This window comes from Citrobacter youngae, assembly GCF_003818115.1.
GTDB classification, from domain to species: Bacteria; Pseudomonadota; Gammaproteobacteria; order Enterobacterales; family Enterobacteriaceae; genus Citrobacter; species Citrobacter youngae.
This window is the reverse complement of the sequence record NZ_RPOI01000017.1, coordinates 12,659-30,291: the sequence shown is the minus strand read 5'-3', so window position 1 is coordinate 30,291 and position 17,633 is coordinate 12,659. Positions and strand designations below refer to the sequence as shown.

14 protein-coding genes and 2 pseudogenes are annotated in these 17,633 nt (G+C 53.3%); 6 read left to right on the top strand and 10 right to left on the bottom strand.

Going from position 1 to position 17,633, the window contains the following annotated elements; all coding sequences use genetic code 11:
- Position 1 precedes the first annotated feature (1 nt).
- Both dapD and EHN13_RS15575 read left to right on the top strand, forming a co-directional pair.
- Positions 2 to 826 (top strand): 2,3,4,5-tetrahydropyridine-2,6-dicarboxylate N-succinyltransferase, encoded by an 825-nt coding sequence (dapD, locus tag EHN13_RS15580; protein ID WP_003837532.1) that lies wholly within the window; start codon positions 2 to 4, stop codon positions 824 to 826.
- A gap of 109 nt (positions 827 to 935) precedes the next feature.
- The gene (locus tag EHN13_RS15575) at positions 936 to 1,322 is read left to right on the top strand and encodes a DUF3461 family protein (RefSeq protein WP_003018562.1); all 387 of its coding nucleotides are present in this window, start codon (positions 936 to 938) and stop codon (positions 1,320 to 1,322) included.
- 87 nt (positions 1,323 to 1,409) lie between these two features.
- On the opposite strand, the gene cdaR is transcribed toward EHN13_RS15575, so the two are convergent.
- The 3 genes from cdaR to dgt all read right to left on the bottom strand — a co-directional run bounded on the left by cdaR (position 1,410) and on the right by dgt (position 5,798).
- Positions 1,410 to 2,567, bottom strand: a complete 1,158-nt coding sequence (cdaR, locus tag EHN13_RS15570) for a DNA-binding transcriptional regulator CdaR (protein WP_005132128.1) — start codon at positions 2,565 to 2,567, stop codon at positions 1,410 to 1,412.
- Between the two features lie 150 nt (positions 2,568 to 2,717).
- Entirely contained in the window at positions 2,718 to 4,151 is a 1,434-nt protein-coding gene (gene degP, locus EHN13_RS15565) for a serine endoprotease DegP (RefSeq protein ID WP_005132129.1), read from the bottom strand.
- A gap of 129 nt (positions 4,152 to 4,280) precedes the next feature.
- On the bottom strand, positions 4,281 to 5,798 hold the full coding sequence (gene dgt, locus EHN13_RS15560) for a dGTPase (protein ID WP_048212650.1): 1,518 nt from the start codon (positions 5,796 to 5,798) through the stop codon (positions 4,281 to 4,283).
- A gap of 83 nt (positions 5,799 to 5,881) precedes the next feature.
- Here dgt and mtnN point away from each other — a divergent pair, with 83 nt between their 5' ends.
- Genes mtnN through EHN13_RS15545 form a run of 3 tightly spaced genes read left to right on the top strand, consistent with a single transcriptional unit; the run spans position 5,882 to position 8,034 of the window.
- Entirely contained in the window at positions 5,882 to 6,580 is a 699-nt protein-coding gene (gene mtnN / locus EHN13_RS15555; protein ID WP_048212651.1) for a 5'-methylthioadenosine/S-adenosylhomocysteine nucleosidase, read from the top strand.
- On the top strand, positions 6,573 to 7,373 hold the full coding sequence (gene btuF / locus EHN13_RS15550) for a vitamin B12 ABC transporter substrate-binding protein BtuF (protein ID WP_048212652.1): 801 nt from the start codon (positions 6,573 to 6,575) through the stop codon (positions 7,371 to 7,373). Before mtnN ends, btuF begins: the two co-directional genes overlap by 8 nt.
- A gap of 37 nt (positions 7,374 to 7,410) precedes the next feature.
- Complete coding sequence (locus EHN13_RS15545; protein WP_101741410.1) at positions 7,411 to 8,034, top strand: TRIC cation channel family protein; 624 nt, start codon at positions 7,411 to 7,413, stop codon at positions 8,032 to 8,034.
- Between the two features lie 119 nt (positions 8,035 to 8,153).
- Here the strand turns inward: EHN13_RS15545 and erpA are convergent, their stop codons facing one another.
- The 3 genes and pseudogenes from erpA to clcA all read right to left on the bottom strand — a co-directional run bounded on the left by erpA (position 8,154) and on the right by clcA (position 10,001).
- Positions 8,154 to 8,498 carry an iron-sulfur cluster insertion protein ErpA gene (gene erpA, locus EHN13_RS15540; RefSeq protein WP_003018581.1) on the bottom strand — a complete coding sequence of 115 codons (345 nt, stop codon included), beginning with the start codon at positions 8,496 to 8,498 and terminating at the stop codon, positions 8,154 to 8,156.
- Positions 8,491 to 8,556 (bottom strand): annotated as a pseudogene (gene yadW / locus EHN13_RS24145) (small protein YadW). Before yadW ends, erpA begins: the two are co-directional and overlap by 8 nt.
- A gap of 23 nt (positions 8,557 to 8,579) precedes the next feature.
- On the bottom strand, positions 8,580 to 10,001 hold the full coding sequence (gene clcA / locus EHN13_RS15535; protein ID WP_048212654.1) for a H(+)/Cl(-) exchange transporter ClcA: 1,422 nt from the start codon (positions 9,999 to 10,001) through the stop codon (positions 8,580 to 8,582).
- Positions 10,002 to 10,169: 168 nt separating this feature from the next.
- Between clcA and hemL the strand changes: the two genes are divergently transcribed.
- The gene (gene hemL / locus EHN13_RS15530) at positions 10,170 to 11,450 is read left to right on the top strand and encodes a glutamate-1-semialdehyde 2,1-aminomutase (RefSeq protein WP_124021705.1); all 1,281 of its coding nucleotides are present in this window, start codon (positions 10,170 to 10,172) and stop codon (positions 11,448 to 11,450) included.
- 90 nt (positions 11,451 to 11,540) lie between these two features.
- Here hemL and fhuB read toward each other — a convergent pair whose 3' ends face one another.
- The 4 genes and pseudogenes from fhuB to fhuA all read right to left on the bottom strand — a co-directional run bounded on the left by fhuB (position 11,541) and on the right by fhuA (position 17,472).
- Positions 11,541 to 13,523 (bottom strand): Fe(3+)-hydroxamate ABC transporter permease FhuB, encoded by a 1,983-nt coding sequence (gene fhuB / locus EHN13_RS15525; RefSeq protein WP_124021704.1) that lies wholly within the window; start codon positions 13,521 to 13,523, stop codon positions 11,541 to 11,543.
- On the bottom strand, positions 13,520 to 14,410 hold the full coding sequence (gene fhuD, locus EHN13_RS15520; RefSeq protein WP_124021703.1) for a Fe(3+)-hydroxamate ABC transporter substrate-binding protein FhuD: 891 nt from the start codon (positions 14,408 to 14,410) through the stop codon (positions 13,520 to 13,522). The genes fhuB and fhuD overlap by 4 nt, the downstream gene beginning before the upstream one ends.
- Positions 14,410 to 15,207 carry a Fe3+-hydroxamate ABC transporter ATP-binding protein FhuC gene (gene fhuC / locus EHN13_RS15515; RefSeq protein ID WP_124021702.1) on the bottom strand — a complete coding sequence of 266 codons (798 nt, stop codon included), beginning with the start codon at positions 15,205 to 15,207 and terminating at the stop codon, positions 14,410 to 14,412. The genes fhuD and fhuC overlap by 1 nt, the downstream gene beginning before the upstream one ends.
- A gap of 46 nt (positions 15,208 to 15,253) precedes the next feature.
- Positions 15,254 to 17,472 (bottom strand): annotated as a pseudogene (gene fhuA, locus EHN13_RS15510) (ferrichrome porin FhuA).
- Between the last annotated feature and the right edge of the window lie 161 nt (positions 17,473 to 17,633).

Genomic DNA, 17,633 nt, shown 5'->3' with positions numbered 1-17,633 from the left:
AATGCAGCAGTTACAGAACGTTATTGAGTCCGCTTTTGAGCGTCGTGCCGACATCACTCCGGCAAATGTAGATACCGTAACCCGCGAAGCGGTGAATCAGGTTATTGCTTTACTGGATTCCGGTGCACTGCGCGTCGCAGAAAAGATTGAGGGTCAGTGGGTCACGCATCAGTGGCTGAAAAAGGCGGTCCTGCTCTCTTTCCGTATTAACGATAATCAGGTTATCGAGGGTGCGGAAAGCCGTTACTTCGATAAAGTGCCGATGAAATTCGCCAACTACGACGAAGCACGCTTCCAGAAAGAAGGTTTCCGCGTGGTTCCGCCAGCGGCTGTACGTCAGGGCGCGTTTATCGCGCGTAACACCGTATTAATGCCCTCTTACGTGAACATCGGCGCTTATGTTGATGAAGGTACGATGGTTGATACCTGGGCGACCGTGGGTTCCTGCGCGCAAATTGGTAAAAACGTTCACCTGTCCGGCGGCGTTGGCATCGGCGGCGTACTGGAGCCGTTACAAGCTAACCCGACCATCATCGAGGACAACTGCTTCATCGGCGCGCGCTCTGAGGTGGTTGAAGGCGTGATCGTCGAAGAAGGCTCTGTTATCTCTATGGGCGTGTACATCGGTCAGAGCACCCGTATTTACGATCGTGAAACCGGCGAAGTGCATTATGGCCGCGTACCGGCGGGCTCTGTTGTCGTTTCCGGCAACCTGCCGTCGAAAGATGGCAAATACAGCCTGTACTGCGCGGTGATTGTGAAGAAAGTCGATGCCAAAACGCGTGGCAAAGTAGGAATCAACGAACTGTTACGCACCATCGACTAACAGTGATTTGAAAAAGCGGGCTTAGCCCGCTTTTTTTACATCTGCGAGTGGCATAAACAAGGCTTTTCGTTAATTATTCAATGGTTATGGTGAGCTTAAGGGTACCGCTATGTATGACAATCTGAAAAGTCTGGGCATTACTAATCCTGAAGAAATCGATCGTTACAGCCTGCGGCAAGAAGCCAACAACGATATCCTGAAAATCTATTTCCAGAAGGATAAAGGCGAGTTTTTTGCCAAGAGCGTGAAGTTCAAATATCCCCGTCAGCGTAAAACGGTTGTCGCCGATGGCGTCGGCCAGGGTTACAAAGAAGTGCAGGAGATCAGTCCCAACCTGCGCTATGTGATCGACGAACTGGATCAGATCTGCCAGCGCGATCGCAGCGAAGTCGATCTTAAACGCAAGATCCTCGATGACTTACGTCATCTGGAAAGCGTCGTGACCAACAAGATCAGCGAAATTGAAGCCGATCTGGAAAAACTAACGCGTAAATAACCGCGAGTGAATGTATTCGTAGGCCGGGTAAGGCGAAGCCGCCCCCCGGCATTTTACCTGATAAGCGTAGCGCCAACAGGCAAGGAATTAATGCTGCTCATCCAGCTGTAGCGCGACATACAGCAGCAATCGGTCGTCAAAATTCCCTAAATCCAGCCCGGTCAGCTCTGAAATTCGGTTCAGGCGATATTCCAGCGTATTACGGTGGATAAATAACGCTTTTGAGGTCGCCAGCGGCTGAACGTTATGCCGAAACCACGCCGCTAAAGTCCGACGCAGCAAGCCGTTGTTATCCATCGCTTTCAGCCGAACCAGCGGACGGGCCAGCTCATTAGCCTGCCAGCCGCCGCGCAGGCTGTCCAGCAGCACTGGCAACATTAAATCCTGGTAAAAATAGCTGCGGCTTTCCGGCATGCGCTGCTTGCCGACCATCATGGTTGTACGTGCGGTGCGATACGAACGGGCAATGCTGCCCGGCCCGGTAAAATAGTTGCCCAGCGATACGCGAAAGCGTAGTTGTCCGTTCTCTTTCATACGGGCGATCAACTGTTCAACACGCTTGCGATGATCTTCTGCATCCCAGCGGCCAAACTGATTCAGTGCGGGTTTCAGAACTACCATCTCGGTCAGGGAAACAATCGCAATCAGATTATTACGTTCAGGCGTAGTCAACGCGTTCTGCAATTGCTGTAGCTCAGCCATGGCACTGTCTACACCAAGCTGACCGCTGTCGACCTCCACCACCGCTACCACGCGCGGCTGGTTCAGATCTATACCCAGCCTCTGCGCCCATTCCACCAGCGCCGGGGTGTTTTCTTCAGCCTGAATCAGGTTCATCACCAGTTCTTCGCGCAGACGACTGTCCTGAGCGAGCAGATGCATCAAACGCGACTGCTCCAGCATCATTTCGGCGGTCATACACACCAGTTCACCGTACTTACGCAAATGCTCCGGCTCACCGGTTAAGCCAATAACGCCAACGATTTCGCCTTCGAGCCGCAGCGGCAGGTTTATCCCCTGACGCACGCCGTGCAAATGTCGCGCTACCGCATCATCAATATCGACTACCCGGCCCTGTGAGAGCACCAGCAGTGCCCCTTCGTGCAATTCACCAATACGTTCGCGATCGCCACTGCCGATTATCCGCCCACGGGCATCCATTACGTTGATATTGGTATCAATGATGCGCATGGTTCGCGCCACAATATCCTGCGCCATTTTGGTATCGAGATGCCAGCCAGCCATAAAGCCCTCCTGTGAGCAGTGCTCAAGCATAGGGAAGAAAACAGGCTGCGACATTGTGCAAATGCACAAAGCAGAAGAGAGAAGTATGGAGTTGTGGTAGGTATCACAAAAAGAAACCCCTTCCCTGATATGGGAAGGGGTTCAGAGGGATTATTGCATCAACAGATAGATAGAGCTGTCACCACGCTGAATGTTCAGCGCCAGAACAGCCGGTTTACTGTCGAGAATTTTGCGCAGTTCCGCGATGTTTTTCACCGGTTGCTGGTTAGCACCAATGATGACATCCCCTTTCTTCAGGCCAATCTGTGCCGCCGGCGAATTCGGTTTCACATCGCTTACCACGACACCTTTGTCCTGGCCTTTGTTGCTCATATCCGCACCTTCAATGCCTTTGAAGATAGAGCTGGAATCAACCTGAGTCTGGCTGCTCTGCTGCAGTTCCAGGTTCACCGTTACCGGCTTACCGTCGCGCAGCAGGCCAAGGTTAATTTTGCTACCCACTGGCATGGTGCCGACCTGCGCACGCAGGGCAGCGAAGCTGCTGATTGGTTTACCGTTCAGGGAGGTAATCACGTCCCCGGCTTTGATACCGGCTTTCGCTGCAGAAGAGTTCGGCATAACCTGGCTGACGAATGCCCCACGCTGGGCATCCACTTTCATCGCTTTCGCCAGCTCAGAGCTCAGCTCAGTCCCCATAATACCCAGCTCACCGCGTTTAACCTGGCCGAACTCAACCATCTGCGAAGTCAGGTTTTTCACCATGTTGCTTGGGATAGCAAAACCAATCCCGATGTTGCCACCGTCCGGCGCGAGGATCGCGGTGTTAATCCCGATCAACTCACCATTCAGGTTAACCAGCGCACCGCCAGAGTTACCGCGGTTGATCGCCGCATCCGTCTGGATAAAGTTCTCGTAGTTTTCGGCATTCAGGCCACTACGCCCCAGTGCAGAAACGATACCTGATGTCACCGTTTCACCGAGGCCAAACGGGTTACCAATCGCTACAGTGTAATCACCCACGCGCAGCGCATCAGAATCTGCCAGCTTAATTGCCGTCAGGTTTTTCGGATCCTGAATTTGGATCAGCGCGATATCAGAGCGCGGATCTTTTCCGACGATTTTTGCGTCAAACTTACGCCCATCGCTCAGTTGAACCTTGATCACCGTGGCATTATCGACCACGTGGTTGTTGGTCACAACATACCCTTTCGCGGCATCAATGATGACGCCAGACCCCAGCGCCATAAATTTCTGCTGCTGGCCGCCGCCGTTGTCAGCGCCCGGAGCACCGCCCTGGCAGAACGGTGAGCTCTGGAACGGAGAACCGTCCTGGCAGAACGGAGAGTTATCACCAAAGAACTGCTGGAAATTACGCGGCATACGCGGCGTATTGACCGTCGTGCTCCCCTCGACATTAATACTCACCACCGATGGCATCACTTTTTCGAGCATCGGGGCCAGGCTTGGCATCTGTTGGGCTGTTGTCGCTGAAGACGCTGTCTCAGCCGCCGTTGCAGACAGGGGGGACAACGCCAAACCTAAACTCAGAGCCAGTGCACTCATTGCTAATGTGGTTTTTTTCATGTGTTTCGTTCTCGATTAACAGGTCACGCAAAATTGCTGTATACCTCAGAGTCGTTTTATAGCGCTAAGTTCCAGAATGAAGTTTAAGGAAAAAGTAAAATTTTATTGTCCGTCTTTACAAATGAGTATTTATTGTTCTACCGCCATCAGCCGTCTATATTCATCCCAGGCATACAAGTCAGTCATCCCGCTGATATAATCCTGAATTAAACGGCAGCGGTAATAATATTCCATGACCGGGAACTCGGCACTACCCGGCAATATTTTACTGACCGCCTCAACATAAGCAAGACGATGGCGGGTAGACAACTTTTGAAATAATCGTGATTCGATAGGGAACTGTTTTAATCTTTCGTGTTCAACCAGTCCGCTAAAGTCGGATAATGACATTTTTAGCAGTGGCTGGTAGATTTCCAGAAGCCCACTGATAACCCGATAGCCTTGCAATTCCAGCTGTTCCACATCTGGATGACTAAACACATGTTTTACCGCTACATTTTTATATACCCCTAGCAACTGACTGAAGCTACTGGCATCTTCTAATAAAGCGTGATTAAAACTCCCCTCAAAAATTTGCGGCAAATTATCAATAAAACGCTGAGCGGCGTACGGTACCAGCTTATTCAGCGTATTAACGCGTAAATACATAAAGAACTGATCTTCAGTACTGCGGCTTAATGTATTTGAACGAGATTTTTCCCAGGCGTTCTCAACAACCTGACTAAACAGGGAACCTTTTTCATGATGCCCCCACGCCTCATACAGATGGTGGTAAAGCTGCTCGACGCTGAAGATTCTTTTCTCAACAGCATCCTCCAGATCAGCCACACAATAAGAGATATCGTCCGCTGCTTCCATAATCCAGGTTAATGGAAAGCGACTGTAAGGTGCTAAGGATAATTCTTTACGTAACCGCTCAATATACGGTTCCTCGGAAAGGTAATAGCCCGGTTTCTTCATTAAATAGTTATGCGTCGCTGGCGTACCTCCACGCCACCATGCCGGGCGCGTATATTTTAAAATTCCCCCCACCTGCGACCAGGTCAGGTTCATGCGCATCAGAGTATGCACCAGCCGAATGCCCTGCGCATTGCCTTCAAAATGGCACAGGTCCTGACGTACCTTGCGGCGAATATCATTGAGCGACTCTTCACCTTCACGCAAACGTAACGCAGACACCAGGCAGCGATCGTCGCTTAACGGCTGACTTTCAGCGTCAGCCGGATAGAGTCGCTGGCGAAACCAGTCATTAATCGCTGCCTCGCCAAAATGACCAAACGGCGGATTGCCGATGTCATGCATCAGGCAGGACATTTCGACGATGCTTTCAAAGGGACCGGTCAACTCATCCAGGCCGTACTGCTCCAACAGCTTTTGCTCTTTCAGTCGGCTGAGGATCTCTTTGGCGATATAACGCCCTACCTGCTGAACTTCCATCGAGTGCGTCAGGCGCGTACGCACCGCCGCGTTACGCTCCAACGGAAAGACCTGGGTTTTTTGCTGCAGTCGGCGAATAGCCGGAGAATTGATAATGCGTCCACGGTCGCTTTCGAAAATGCGCAGGATCTCATGCTCAGATTTCACGCCCTGCGGTGAACGGTAACGACGATGCCAGTTTATTTTTTTTCGGAAATCGATCTGTGCCATGTCCTCTCCCGCCTGAGAAATGCGCTACCCCTTAAGCGCATGATAGACTATGCCCTCAAATCTGGCTTATCGCGAGTAAATCTATGAAAATCGGCATCATTGGTGCAATGGAAGAAGAAGTTACGCTGCTGCGTGACAAAATCGAAAACCGTCAGACAATCGCTCTTGGCGGTTGTGAAATTTACACCGGCCAACTGAACGGTACTGAGGTTGCGCTACTGAAATCAGGCATCGGTAAAGTAGCTGCGGCGCTGGGCGCTACGCTGCTGCTTGAACGCTGCAAGCCGGACGCCATCATTAATACCGGTTCCGCGGGCGGCCTGGCCTCTACGCTGAAAGTGGGTGATATCGTGGTTTCTGACGAAGCGCGCTATCACGATGCTGACGTCACCGCATTCGGCTATGAATTTGGCCAGCTACCGGGCTGCCCGGCCGGTTTTAAAGCCAACCCGACACTGATTGCTGCGGCGGAATCCTGCATTGCCGAACTCAATCTGAACGCCGTCCGTGGACTGATCGTCAGCGGCGATGCCTTCATTAACGGTTCCGTTGGTCTGGCAAAAATTAAGCATAACTTCCCACAGGCGATTGCCGTTGAGATGGAAGCAACCGCAATTGCGCACGTGTGCCACAACTTTAACGTGCCGTTTGTTGTCGTTCGCGCTATCTCTGACGTCGCCGATCAGCAGTCCCATCTCAGCTTTGACGAGTTCCTGGTCGTTGCCGCGAAACAGTCAAGCCTGATGGTTGAAACGCTGGTGCAGAAACTGGCACATGGCTAAATACATCTCCAGGGCGCTGGTCGCCCTGCTTTTCATTCTTCCGGCGTGGCTTTACGCCGCGCCGCGCGTTATTTCGCTTTCCCCAGCCAACACTGAACTGGCCTTCGCCGCCGGTATTACCCCCGTTGGCGTCAGCAGCTATTCAAACTACCCGCCCGAGGCCAAAAATATTGAAGAGGTCTCAACCTGGCAAGGCATGAATCTGGAACGTATTGTGGCGCTCAAACCCGATTTGGTTATTGCCTGGCGTGGAGGGAATGCTGAGCGACAGGTTAATCAACTGACCGCCCTGGGAATTAAGGTCATCTGGGTCGATGCCGTCACCATCGAGCAGGTCGCAGATGCATTGCGTCAACTTGCGCCATGGAGTCCCAAGCCTGAACAGGCAAAGCAAGCAGCGCAAACCCTGCTTGATGAGTATGCTTTACTAAAGTCTCAGTATGCCAACAAACCTAAAAAACGTGTGTTTCTCCAGTTTGGCGCAAATCCTCTGTTTACCAGTGGAAAAGGTTCCATTCAAAACCAGGTTCTTGAGGTATGTGGTGGAGAAAACATCTTTTCCGGCAGCCGGGTTCCATGGCCGCAGGTCAGCCGCGAACAGGTACTGGCAAGAGCCCCTCAGGCAATTGTTGCTACCGGCGGTTCAGGCGAAATTCTTAAAATTGAGCAATACTGGGGAAATCAGCTAAAAATCCCGGTTATTACTCTTGATAGTGACTGGTTTGAACGCGCGAGCCCGCGTATTATCCTCGCCGCAAAACAACTCTGTAATGCGCTTTCACAAGTAAATTAGCGCCTGCCCCCACCAGGTTTATTGTGAGGATGTAAAGATGCTCGTCTATTGGCTGGATATTGTCGGTACCGCGGTATTTGCTATCTCTGGCGTATTGCTTGCCGGAAAACTGCGTATGGACCCCTTCGGCGTTCTGGTCCTGGGCGTGGTAACCGCCGTCGGTGGCGGTACGATCCGTGATATGGCGCTGGATCATGGCCCCGTATTCTGGGTTAAAGATCCCACCGACCTGGTGGTGGCGATGATCACCAGTATGTTGACGATCGTGCTGGTGCGTCAGCCAAGACGCTTGCCGAAATGGATCCTTCCGGTGCTGGATGCCGTTGGCCTGGCGGTGTTCGTGGGTATTGGCGTGAATAAAGCGTTTCTCGCCGGAACCGGACCGTTGGTGGCGATTTGTATGGGAGTGATTACCGGCGTCGGCGGCGGAATTATTCGCGACGTGTTAGCGCGTGAAGTGCCGATGATTTTGCGCACCGAAATCTACGCCACGGCGTGTATTATCGGCGGGATCGTGCATGCGACAGCGTTTTATACCTTTAATGTATCGCTGGAAAACGCCAGTATGATGGGGATGATTGTCACCCTGTTGATTCGGCTTGCCGCCATTCGTTGGCATTTGAAATTGCCGACGTTTGCGCTGGATGATAACGGGCGTTGATGTGACGATGCAAAACATGTAGGCCGGATAAGGCGTTTACGCCGCCATCCGGCACATTGCCCGGTGGCGCTACGCTTACCGGGCCTACACCATCAGACCACCGGTATTGCAGACAGCAATCAGATGCTGAAAGAGGAACCACACCCGCAGGTGCTTTTGGCGTTCGGGTTAGTCACAACGAAGCGAGAACCTTCCAGACCTTCGGTATAATCAACCGCACCGCCTACCAGATACTGCAGGCTCATCGGGTCAACCACCAGACCAACACCTTGTTTCTCAATGGTCATATCACCATCGTTTACCTGATCATCAAAGGTAAAACCGTACTGGAAACCGCTGCAACCACCGCCGGTGATATACACGCGTAATTTCAGATTTGGGTTATCTTCATCTGCGATCAGGCTTTTTACTTTATTGGCTGCTGCTTCAGTAAATTGCAGTGGCAGCGCTACGTCATCACTCATATTTTGCTCCAAACGACATTGGCAATTGGGCAAATTATAACCCAATGGTTAAGGCCATTATCTAATACCCTGGTATTTCGTTCAAGTATTCTCGCCCGTGGCGGTACTCTGGCTTTTTGCCGCCTGCTCCGCTTCCTGTTTAGCCAGCGTGCGGGCAAGGATAGTCGAGTATAGCGGTTTTCCACCCATAAACTGGGCTAATAGTGTTGCGCCAAGACAGGTAATAATCATTGGCAAAATGAGCTGATAGTTATCCGTCATTTCCAGCACCAGCACAATGCCCGTTAACGGCGCACGCACTGAAGCGGCCAGCAATGCCCCCATCCCGGCAATAGCAAACGTCCCCGCCTCCAGATGATACTGCGGAAAAGAGGCTGCTGCAGCCATGCCAAATGCAGTTCCCAGCAATGTGCCTAACGCCAGCATCGGGGCAAATATCCCACCAGGCGCGCCGGATGAGAAGCACAGCAGCGTGGTGATAACCCTGGCGATAAAGATAAACAGCAGCAGGCCCACGCTGAAATTGCCCGCAGCGGCAATCGGGATCAGGTTAAATCCACCGCCTGCCGCTTCAGGTTGAATCAAACCGAGGATCCCGCACAGGCCGCCGATCGCACCGCCCATCAGCACCCATTTTTTAATTTCACCACCGTGAAAGCGTTGAAACATATCCTGGGTACGCAACACCATGGTATTGAACAACGGCCCGACGCAACCAAAAATAATCCCGAGGATGAGGTACAACCACAGCGTATTAACCGGCGCATTGGAGAGTTTCCCGACCTCAATAATCGGGGCCTCGCCGTTGAAAATACGAAATACAATGCTCGACATAATCACGCCGGTAAATACGGCTTTGATCGACACGAGGTTATAACGAAACTGTGGTCGCATCTCTTCAATAATGAACAAAATGCCGGCCAAAGGCGCATTAAACGCGGCTGACAGCCCCGCAGCCGCACCGGTTGCCAGTAAGGTGTGCCGCGCTTCGGCGCTACGCATGCGGAAAATATCCAGCACCATGCGCCCGATATTGCCACCAATCTGCACGGTCGGTCCTTCTCGCCCAAGCACCATTCCGGCACCCAGCGTACCCATACCGCCGATAAATTTTACCGGCAGCACACGCCACCAGCGCACCGGGCGGAGCTCTTCCAATGCGCCTTCAATCTCAGGTATCCCCGAACCACCGGCTTCCGGGGCAAATTTACGCACCAGAAAATAACCCACCATCGCCAGCAATGCAGAAAGAATAAACGCCAAAGGCCATACCAGGACGGCGTGGTCAGCAACCTGTGCCAGCGTGCCAATACGCAGATTCTGCACCCAGGTTACGGCTTTCTCAAACGCCACACCCACCAACCCCGTCACTGTCCCCACCACGGCAGCCATAAAGAGGATCGCCAACGGCGTTTTGTCACGATCAAGGAGTCGACGGATCTGATCCCTGCGCCGTAAACGCACAATTTGTTGTGCTTCAAAAGAAGGGGTGTCTGTTTTCATCAGATAATCATTAATTGGTAATACAAATACGGAAACGGCATTCTACTCGCACGTTTCGTGAAAATCCCCTGTAAATCGTATTGTTTCAAATACGCAAAACTTTCATAACCTTCTCTGAATAACTAGAATAGCGGGCATTTACTTTTTCTACGAACCAGGACCCCATCCATGAGTAAGTCTGAAAACCTCTACAGCGCAGCACGCGAACTTATCCCCGGCGGCGTTAACTCCCCCGTTCGCGCCTTTACTGGCGTGGGTGGTACTCCGCTGTTTATTGAAAAAGCTGACGGCGCATATCTGTATGATGTCGATGGTAAAGCCTATATCGATTATGTCGGCTCCTGGGGGCCGATGGTGCTGGGTCACAACCACCCGGCAATTCGCAATGCCGTGATTGAAGCGGCAGAGCGCGGTTTAAGCTTCGGCGCGCCGACCGAAATGGAAGTAAAAATGGCGGCGCTGGTCACTGAGTTAGTGCCAACCATGGATATGGTACGTATGGTGAACTCCGGTACCGAAGCCACAATGAGCGCGATCCGTCTGGCGCGCGGTTTCACCGGTCGCGATAAGATCATCAAATTTGAAGGCTGCTACCACGGTCATGCCGACTGTCTGCTGGTCAAAGCCGGTTCCGGCGCGTTAACGCTGGGTCAGCCGAACTCCCCGGGCGTTCCGGCTGATTTCGCGAAACACACCCTGACCTGCACCTATAACGATCTTGCCTCAGTACGTGCGGCATTCGAACAGTATCCGCAGGAGATCGCCTGCATCATCGTTGAGCCGGTCGCGGGCAACATGAACTGCATCCCGCCGCTGCCGGAATTCCTGCCAGGCCTGCGTGCGCTGTGCGATGAGTTTGGCGCGCTGTTGATCATCGATGAAGTGATGACCGGTTTCCGCGTGGCGCTGGCCGGTGCGCAGGATTATTACGGCGTCGTGCCGGATCTGACTTGTCTTGGCAAAATCATCGGCGGCGGCATGCCCGTTGGCGCATTTGGCGGCCGTCGTGATGTGATGGATGCCCTGGCCCCAACCGGGCCGGTTTACCAGGCGGGTACGCTGTCCGGTAATCCAATTGCGATGGCGGCCGGATTCGCCTGTCTGAATGAAGTCGCCCAGCCGGGGATTCATGAGACGTTGAACGAACTGACGACGCGTCTGGCGGAAGGTCTGCTGGAAGCTGCCGAAGAAGCAAATATTCCACTGGTGGTTAACCATGTCGGCGGGATGTTCGGGATTTTCTTCACCGATGCCAAAACCGTGACCTGCTATCAGGACGTGATGGCCTGCGATGTTGAACGCTTCAAGCGTTTCTTCCACATGATGCTGGATGAAGGCGTTTACCTGGCGCCGTCCGCCTTCGAAGCGGGCTTTATGTCCGTGGCGCACAGTGAAGAAGATATCAATAACACCATCGACGCCGCACGCCGGGTGTTTGCGAAATTGTAAGTGATGAATTGCCGGGTGGCGCTTACGCTTATCCGGCCTACATTTGCCCCCGTAGGCCGGATAAGGCAGTTATGCCGCCATCCGGCATAATTAACGACTCTGTTTTCTCAGCAGATAGATAAAGTACGGCGCGCCAATAAACGTCGACAGCAGTCCCGCTGGGATCTGATACGGAAACAGCACCATACGCCCACACCAGTCGGCAAACACCAGCAACACGCCTCCCGCCAGCGCCGAAATCAGCATATGCGGCATCGCCCGGCGAAAGCCCATCATACGGGCAATATGCGGAGCCATCAGCCCGACAAAGCTCAACGGACCAATGGTCATGGTGGCTGTTGCCGTCAGCCCCGCCGCCAACAGCAGTAATCCTACTCGCGACGGCGTAATAGCCATACCTACAGCCCGCGCCGTATCGCCGCCAAGCGGTAAAATCGTCAGCCAACGACGGCACAGCGGCGTCATTGCCAGCAGGATAACCATTACAATTCCGGTGCGCAGCACCTGTTCGCCCGTCGCGTTATAGGTTGAACCGGAGATCCAGGTCAACACACCCGCCATGCGCGGATCGCCGCTGGCCTGCAGCATCATCAGCAGCATTGTAAACGCCGTGCTGAGCGCCATCCCTGCCAGCAACATGCGGTGCGGTGAAAAGCCCCCGCGCCCGGCGGCAATCATAATAATAAGCAAGGTGGCTGCCGCCCCGAGGCTCCCGGCCGGCATCAGCCAGCCAAAGGCATTTCCGGGGACCAGAAATAGCATTAACACCACGCCAAATGCCGCCCCGGAACTAATGCCTAATACTTCCGGGCTGGCCATTGGGTTTCCGGTCAGACGCTGAATAATACAACCCGCCACAGCCAGCATTACGCCAGCCACCAGTGCAGCCAGAATACGCGGCCAGCGCCAGGGCATCAACTCATCCAGCATTGCACCACTGGCCCATGTCCAGCCGTGCGCATCGCGACCAAACGCGAGCGCCACAATAACGGTCAGCAGCAATATCGCCCCGCCTGCCAGGGCAAACATCAGTACATGCTGACGCTCAGCGGCGATACGGTTGCTGGCATTCATATCCGGCGCGCTCATACTTCTAAGGCGCGGCAACAGCCACAGCAGCAATGGCGCGCCAATCAGCGCCGTCACCGAACCAGTGGAGACTTCCATCCATACGCGGGTCAGCCACAGAATAATTTGGTCAGAGAGCCAGAGGATCAATGCCCCAATCAGCGGAGCCAGCATCAGACGCGCCAACAAACGCCGCGCGCCGAGCATTTTCGCCAGCAGCGGTGCAAACAGGCCGATAAAACCGATAATCCCCACCGCGTTAACCAGCAAAGCACTCAGCACAATCGCCAGCGTTAATGACGCCAGGCGCGCCAGCGACAGCGCCAGACCGAGGTTACGCGCCACGCCGTCATCCAATCCCATCAGCGTCATCGGGCGCAGTAACAGCAGCGTCAGCATCACGCCGCCCAGCAACTGCGGCCACAAGCGCTGTACGCCGCTCCAGTCGGTTTGGGTTAGCGTACCGCTGCTCCATAAAAACATGCTTTGCAGCTGATCGTGATGGAAGATAACCATCAACTGGTTAATTGCCCCGCAGTACAGGCTGACCACCAGCCCGGCAAGGATCAGCGTCACCGGAGAAAGACGTTTGCCCCAGGCAACGCCAAACACCAGTGCCCCAACAACACATGCCCCGGCCAGCGCCGCAAATTGCGTGGTCAGCGCACCGGGAATCGCCCATAGCGTGGTGACGGTAATGCCCAACTGCGCACCGGTTGCGACGCCCAGCGTGGTTGGCTCTGCCAGCGGGTTACGCAGCACCTGCTGAAACAAGACGCCGACCAGCCCCAGTCCGGCACCAACCAGTAGTGAAATCGCCAGCCTCGGCAGCAGACTGTAGTGGAAAACCATCTGCTCAATAGCATTGATATCCGGTGACCAGATAGCCTGTTGCCACTGACTGCGCGGTAACGCAACAGAGAAGTTTACCCAGGTCAGCCAACAGGCAGCGACAAACAGAACCGCCAGAAGAAGCGTTGGGAACAGCGCAATTCGTTTACTCACGCTTTGCCTCCCAGCGCATTATCCAGAATGCGGGCAAAATGCATCGCGGACAGCGTTGCACCATAGAACCAGACGGCGGGAACACGCTGAAAACGTCCGGCGCGAACAAATGGCATCGCCTGCCACAACGGTGTGGACATCAGTGCCTGCATATCCCTGTTGTTACCGTGATCGAAGCACAGCACATCAACATCTTTGTAGGCGGCAAGCCGATCAATTCCTACTGCGGTGCTGCCCCAAAAGTTGGTTTCGCCTTGCCAGGCGTTGCGGATCCCGTACTCATCCAGCACGTCCTGAAACAGGCTGTTTGGGCCAAACACCAGCATATGTCGCGAATCAAGCAGGGATGTCAGGAGCACGGGACGCGCGCCGCGTTGAATGAAGCGCGGTTTCAGGCTGGCGATAAAACGATCGTACTCGGTCAGATGGCGTTCAGCAGAGGCTTGCAGATTGAACAGTTGCGCCATTTCCTGCAGCGATTGTCGCGCAACGGCCAGCGGCTTTTTACCATCACTGAAGTTAAATCCCCGGCCAGGCGCAATCCGCGCCAGCTTTTCAGGGGAAGGACCATAGCCTGCCGACCACAGCAAAAACGAGGGTTTCATTTCGGTCAACAGTTCGAGATTGGGCTCCGTACGTAGCCCGACGTCAATCACCGAATCCGGCAACGGGGGCTCACTGACCCACAGCTTGTAGTTAGGGATATCCGCGATGCCATACGGCGTAATACCCAGCGCCAGCAGTAGTTCCACCGGTAGCCATTCCAGCGCCACAATGCGCTGCGTATCAACCGCCGCAGCGTGTGCCGTATTCATCCGCCACAGCAGCGGCGACAGCACCATCGCCGCAAGCAGCCGCCGACGGGTAATATGATGTAATTCAATCATTAATAGACAAAACTCACGGGTGCGGCACCGGCCGGATGCGGCAAAATGCCCATCGGGATACCGTAAATCTGTTCCAGAGTTTCACTGCGCATCAGTTCAGCAGGCGTCCCTTGTGCAATCATGTCACCACCGCGCAGCGCAACTAAGTAATCACAGTAGCGGGCCGCCATGTTGATATCATGCAGCACCGCAATCACCGTCAGCCCGCGCTGCTGACTTAAGCGATGCACCAGCGCCAGTACGTCAACCTGATGAGCGATATCCAGCGCGGAAGTTGGTTCATCAAGCAGCAGGCAGCGGCTGTCCTGCGCCACCAGCATGGCGATCCACGCACGTTGACGCTCGCCGCCAGACAAGCTATCTACCAGGCGATGCGCCAGCGGCTTTAAGCCGACCAGCGAAATAGCCTCTTCTACTTTTTCTCTGTCAGCCACGCCAAAACGTCCCAGCGCGCCATGCCACGGATAACGCCCAATCGCCACCAGCTCACGTACCGTCATCCCCTCAGCCTGCGGTAACTGCTGCGGTAAATAGGCAACCTTACGGGCAAACGCTTTGCTGCTCCAGCTCTCCAGCGGCTGCTCATCAAGCAGGATTTCACCTTCTGACGGCGGCTGATGGCGTCCCAGCATTTTCAATAAGGTGGATTTACCGGAGCCGTTGTGGCCGATAAGACCGGTCACTTTACCCACGGGAAAGGTTAACGAGAGAGGATGCAAAAGCGTGCGGCCAGGCACACGGAAGGAGACATTCTTCAACGCAAACGTCGTGTCGGGATGGGATCTGTTTTCCTGCATAGCAGCCAACTTGTAAAACGGGCACGCAAAGCGTGCCCAAAAGAAATTAGAAACGGAAGGTTGCGGTTGCAACGACCTGACGTTCTGCGCCCCAGTAACATGCGTATTCGCTATAGCAACTGGAAACATATTCACGATTAAACAGGTTGTTGACGTTTACGGCAACGGACGAACCAGCCATACCGAAACGGGCCAGATCGTATTTCACCATGGCATCAGCAACGGTATAACCGCCCACATTAAACGAATCGTTTTTATTCCCTGAGGCAGTATCGTTTTTGTAATAACTCACCGTTGAACCGGTATAACGCACACCAGCCCCAATGGTCAAACCGCTAAGTGCTGATTCATAGAACGTGTAATCGGTCCATAACGAAGCCTGATTACGTGGTACTTCCGCCGGTCGTTGCCCCTTAAAGATAGTGTCTTCGGTATATTCCGCATCCGTGTAGCTGTAAGCCGCCGTAACGTTAATATTGGCATTTACGGCTGCCTTTGCTTCCAGTTCAATACCGCGTGAACGAATCTCTCCAGTCTGGACGCTGTACAGACCCGTAGGATCGTTCGGGTCCGCCGTCAGGTTTTTATCTTTCGTCAGTTGGTACACAGCCGCCGTCAGTACAACGGGCATATCCTTCGGAACATACTTCACACCGGCTTCGTACTGCTTACCACGCGACGGATCGAACGGTTTGCCTTCTTTCGTTGAACCGGATGTCGGTTCAAACGATTCGCTATAGCTGAAGTACGGAGAAATACCATTGTCAAACAGATAGTTAACACCACCACGCCAGGTAAACTGCTGATCGTTCACTTCGGCCAGTGAATTACTGGAGCGGGTCAACGTGGAGGTAGTTGCGAAATCGTAGCGGCCGCCCAGTGTCAGCACCCACTTATCCCATTCCATCTGGTCCTGGGCGTAAAGTCCGGTCTGTTCCATACGGTTTAACACGGCGTACTTAGCATACGGTCCGCTGACATCAATATTCGGGTTACCGTACTGAGGGTTCTGCATATTTAACGGATCGGCATCGCCATACAGCGCATTGACATCGTTACGCATACGCGAGTAATCAACACCGGTCAGCAGAGTATGTGCGACATCACCAGTGGCAAAAGCAGACTGGAGCTGGGTATCAACGGTAAATGCATTGAGATCTTCATCAGAACGAACGTATTTACGGATAATCTCACCAGGCTGACTATAGCCAAAACCATATACAGAACGGTAGAGCGTTTTCACCTTGTCATAACGCAGGTTCTGGCGCACGGTGAAGGTGTCGTTAAAGGCATGTGAGAAGTTGTAGCCAACCATCTGCTGGCGGCGAGCCATCTTGTTATCCGCTTCACCTTCATTGAAATCAGTCGGCAGCTTGTGCGGATTACCATTGCATCGTAATACGGAACAAGCGTACCTTCACGCGGCAACCAGCCATAATAACCCGCGTACGGATCGTTCTGGAAATTACTCAGGAAGGTGAAATCTGTTTTATCATCAGGACGCCAGCTAAACGCAGGTGCAACTGCGTAACGCGTTGATTTTGACATCTCCTGCTGAGAGTTCTGGCTATTACCCAGCCCTGTTAAACGGTATGACCACACGCCGTCATCATCAATAGCGTCGCTAAAATCGAAACCAGTTTGCCAGAGGTTGTTCGTCCCCATTTTAAACTGCACTTCTTTCAGTGGTTCTGTTGTCGGACGTTTGCTCACCATACTGACGATGCCGCCAGGGTTGCTGTTGCCGTACAGCACTGAAGTCGGCCCGCGCATCACTTCTACGCGTTCCAGAAAATACGGGTCCATAGATACTTCAGAGTAGTTATTCCCCTGAAGTTTCATGCCATCAAGATACTGGTTGGTGTTGACCGTGGTTGGAGAGGTAAAACCACGAATCGTCACTACATCATAGGTGGAAGAGCTACCACGGGTAGCAAAAACACCGGGTGTATAAGCAATGGCTTCTTTTACTGTAGCCGGTTGCTTGGTATCCATCTCTTCACGCGTCACAACCGAAACAGACTGCGGGGTCTTTTCGATAGGCGTATCAGTCTTGGTTGCGGTGGCGGAACGCTTCGCGGCAATCGTCGGCGAAGGCCCCCATGCGCTTTCTTGTGCGGCAGGTGCTGCGGTTACGGTGATTGTTTCTTCTTTCGGTTGAACCGCCGCCTGTGCATACACAGACATGCCGCTAACCGCTGTGGCTACCACGACTGCAATTTTGCGCAGTGAGGAGTTTGGCTGAGCAGTTTTAAGACGCGCCATTGGTATTTCTCTGATGAAAGTGAATGATAACGTAAACGAGAATTATTATTATAACGGGAGCATGATATTCGAAACGCTGTTGCGATCGCAAGCACTACGCGCCCCTACTAAAACTAAGGGGTTAAGAAATAACCAGATGAAAAGAAAGGGTTAATAAATTA

Excerpts from the sequence above, each read along its gene's own strand:
- dapD (WP_003837532.1), top strand. The coding sequence starts at position 2 with ATGCAGCAGTTACAGAACGTTATTGAGTCCGCTTTTGAGCGTCGTGCC.
- fhuC (WP_124021702.1), bottom strand. The coding sequence starts at position 15,207 with ATGCAGGAAAACAGATCCCATCCCGACACGACGTTTGCGTTGAAGAAT.
- clcA (WP_048212654.1), bottom strand. The coding sequence starts at position 10,001 with ATGAAAACAGACACCCCTTCTTTTGAAGCACAACAAATTGTGCGTTTA.
- fhuD (WP_124021703.1), bottom strand. The coding sequence starts at position 14,410 with ATGATTGAATTACATCATATTACCCGTCGGCGGCTGCTTGCGGCGATG.
- EHN13_RS15575 (WP_003018562.1), top strand. The coding sequence starts at position 936 with ATGTATGACAATCTGAAAAGTCTGGGCATTACTAATCCTGAAGAAATC.
- mtnN (WP_048212651.1), top strand. The coding sequence starts at position 5,882 with ATGAAAATCGGCATCATTGGTGCAATGGAAGAAGAAGTTACGCTGCTG.
- btuF (WP_048212652.1), top strand. The coding sequence starts at position 6,573 with ATGGCTAAATACATCTCCAGGGCGCTGGTCGCCCTGCTTTTCATTCTT.
- EHN13_RS15545 (WP_101741410.1), top strand. The coding sequence starts at position 7,411 with ATGCTCGTCTATTGGCTGGATATTGTCGGTACCGCGGTATTTGCTATC.
- degP (WP_005132129.1), bottom strand. The coding sequence starts at position 4,151 with ATGAAAAAAACCACATTAGCAATGAGTGCACTGGCTCTGAGTTTAGGT.
- hemL (WP_124021705.1), top strand. The coding sequence starts at position 10,170 with ATGAGTAAGTCTGAAAACCTCTACAGCGCAGCACGCGAACTTATCCCC.
- cdaR (WP_005132128.1), bottom strand. The coding sequence starts at position 2,567 with ATGGCTGGCTGGCATCTCGATACCAAAATGGCGCAGGATATTGTGGCG.
- dgt (WP_048212650.1), bottom strand. The coding sequence starts at position 5,798 with ATGGCACAGATCGATTTCCGAAAAAAAATAAACTGGCATCGTCGTTAC.
- erpA (WP_003018581.1), bottom strand. The coding sequence starts at position 8,498 with ATGAGTGATGACGTAGCGCTGCCACTGCAATTTACTGAAGCAGCAGCC.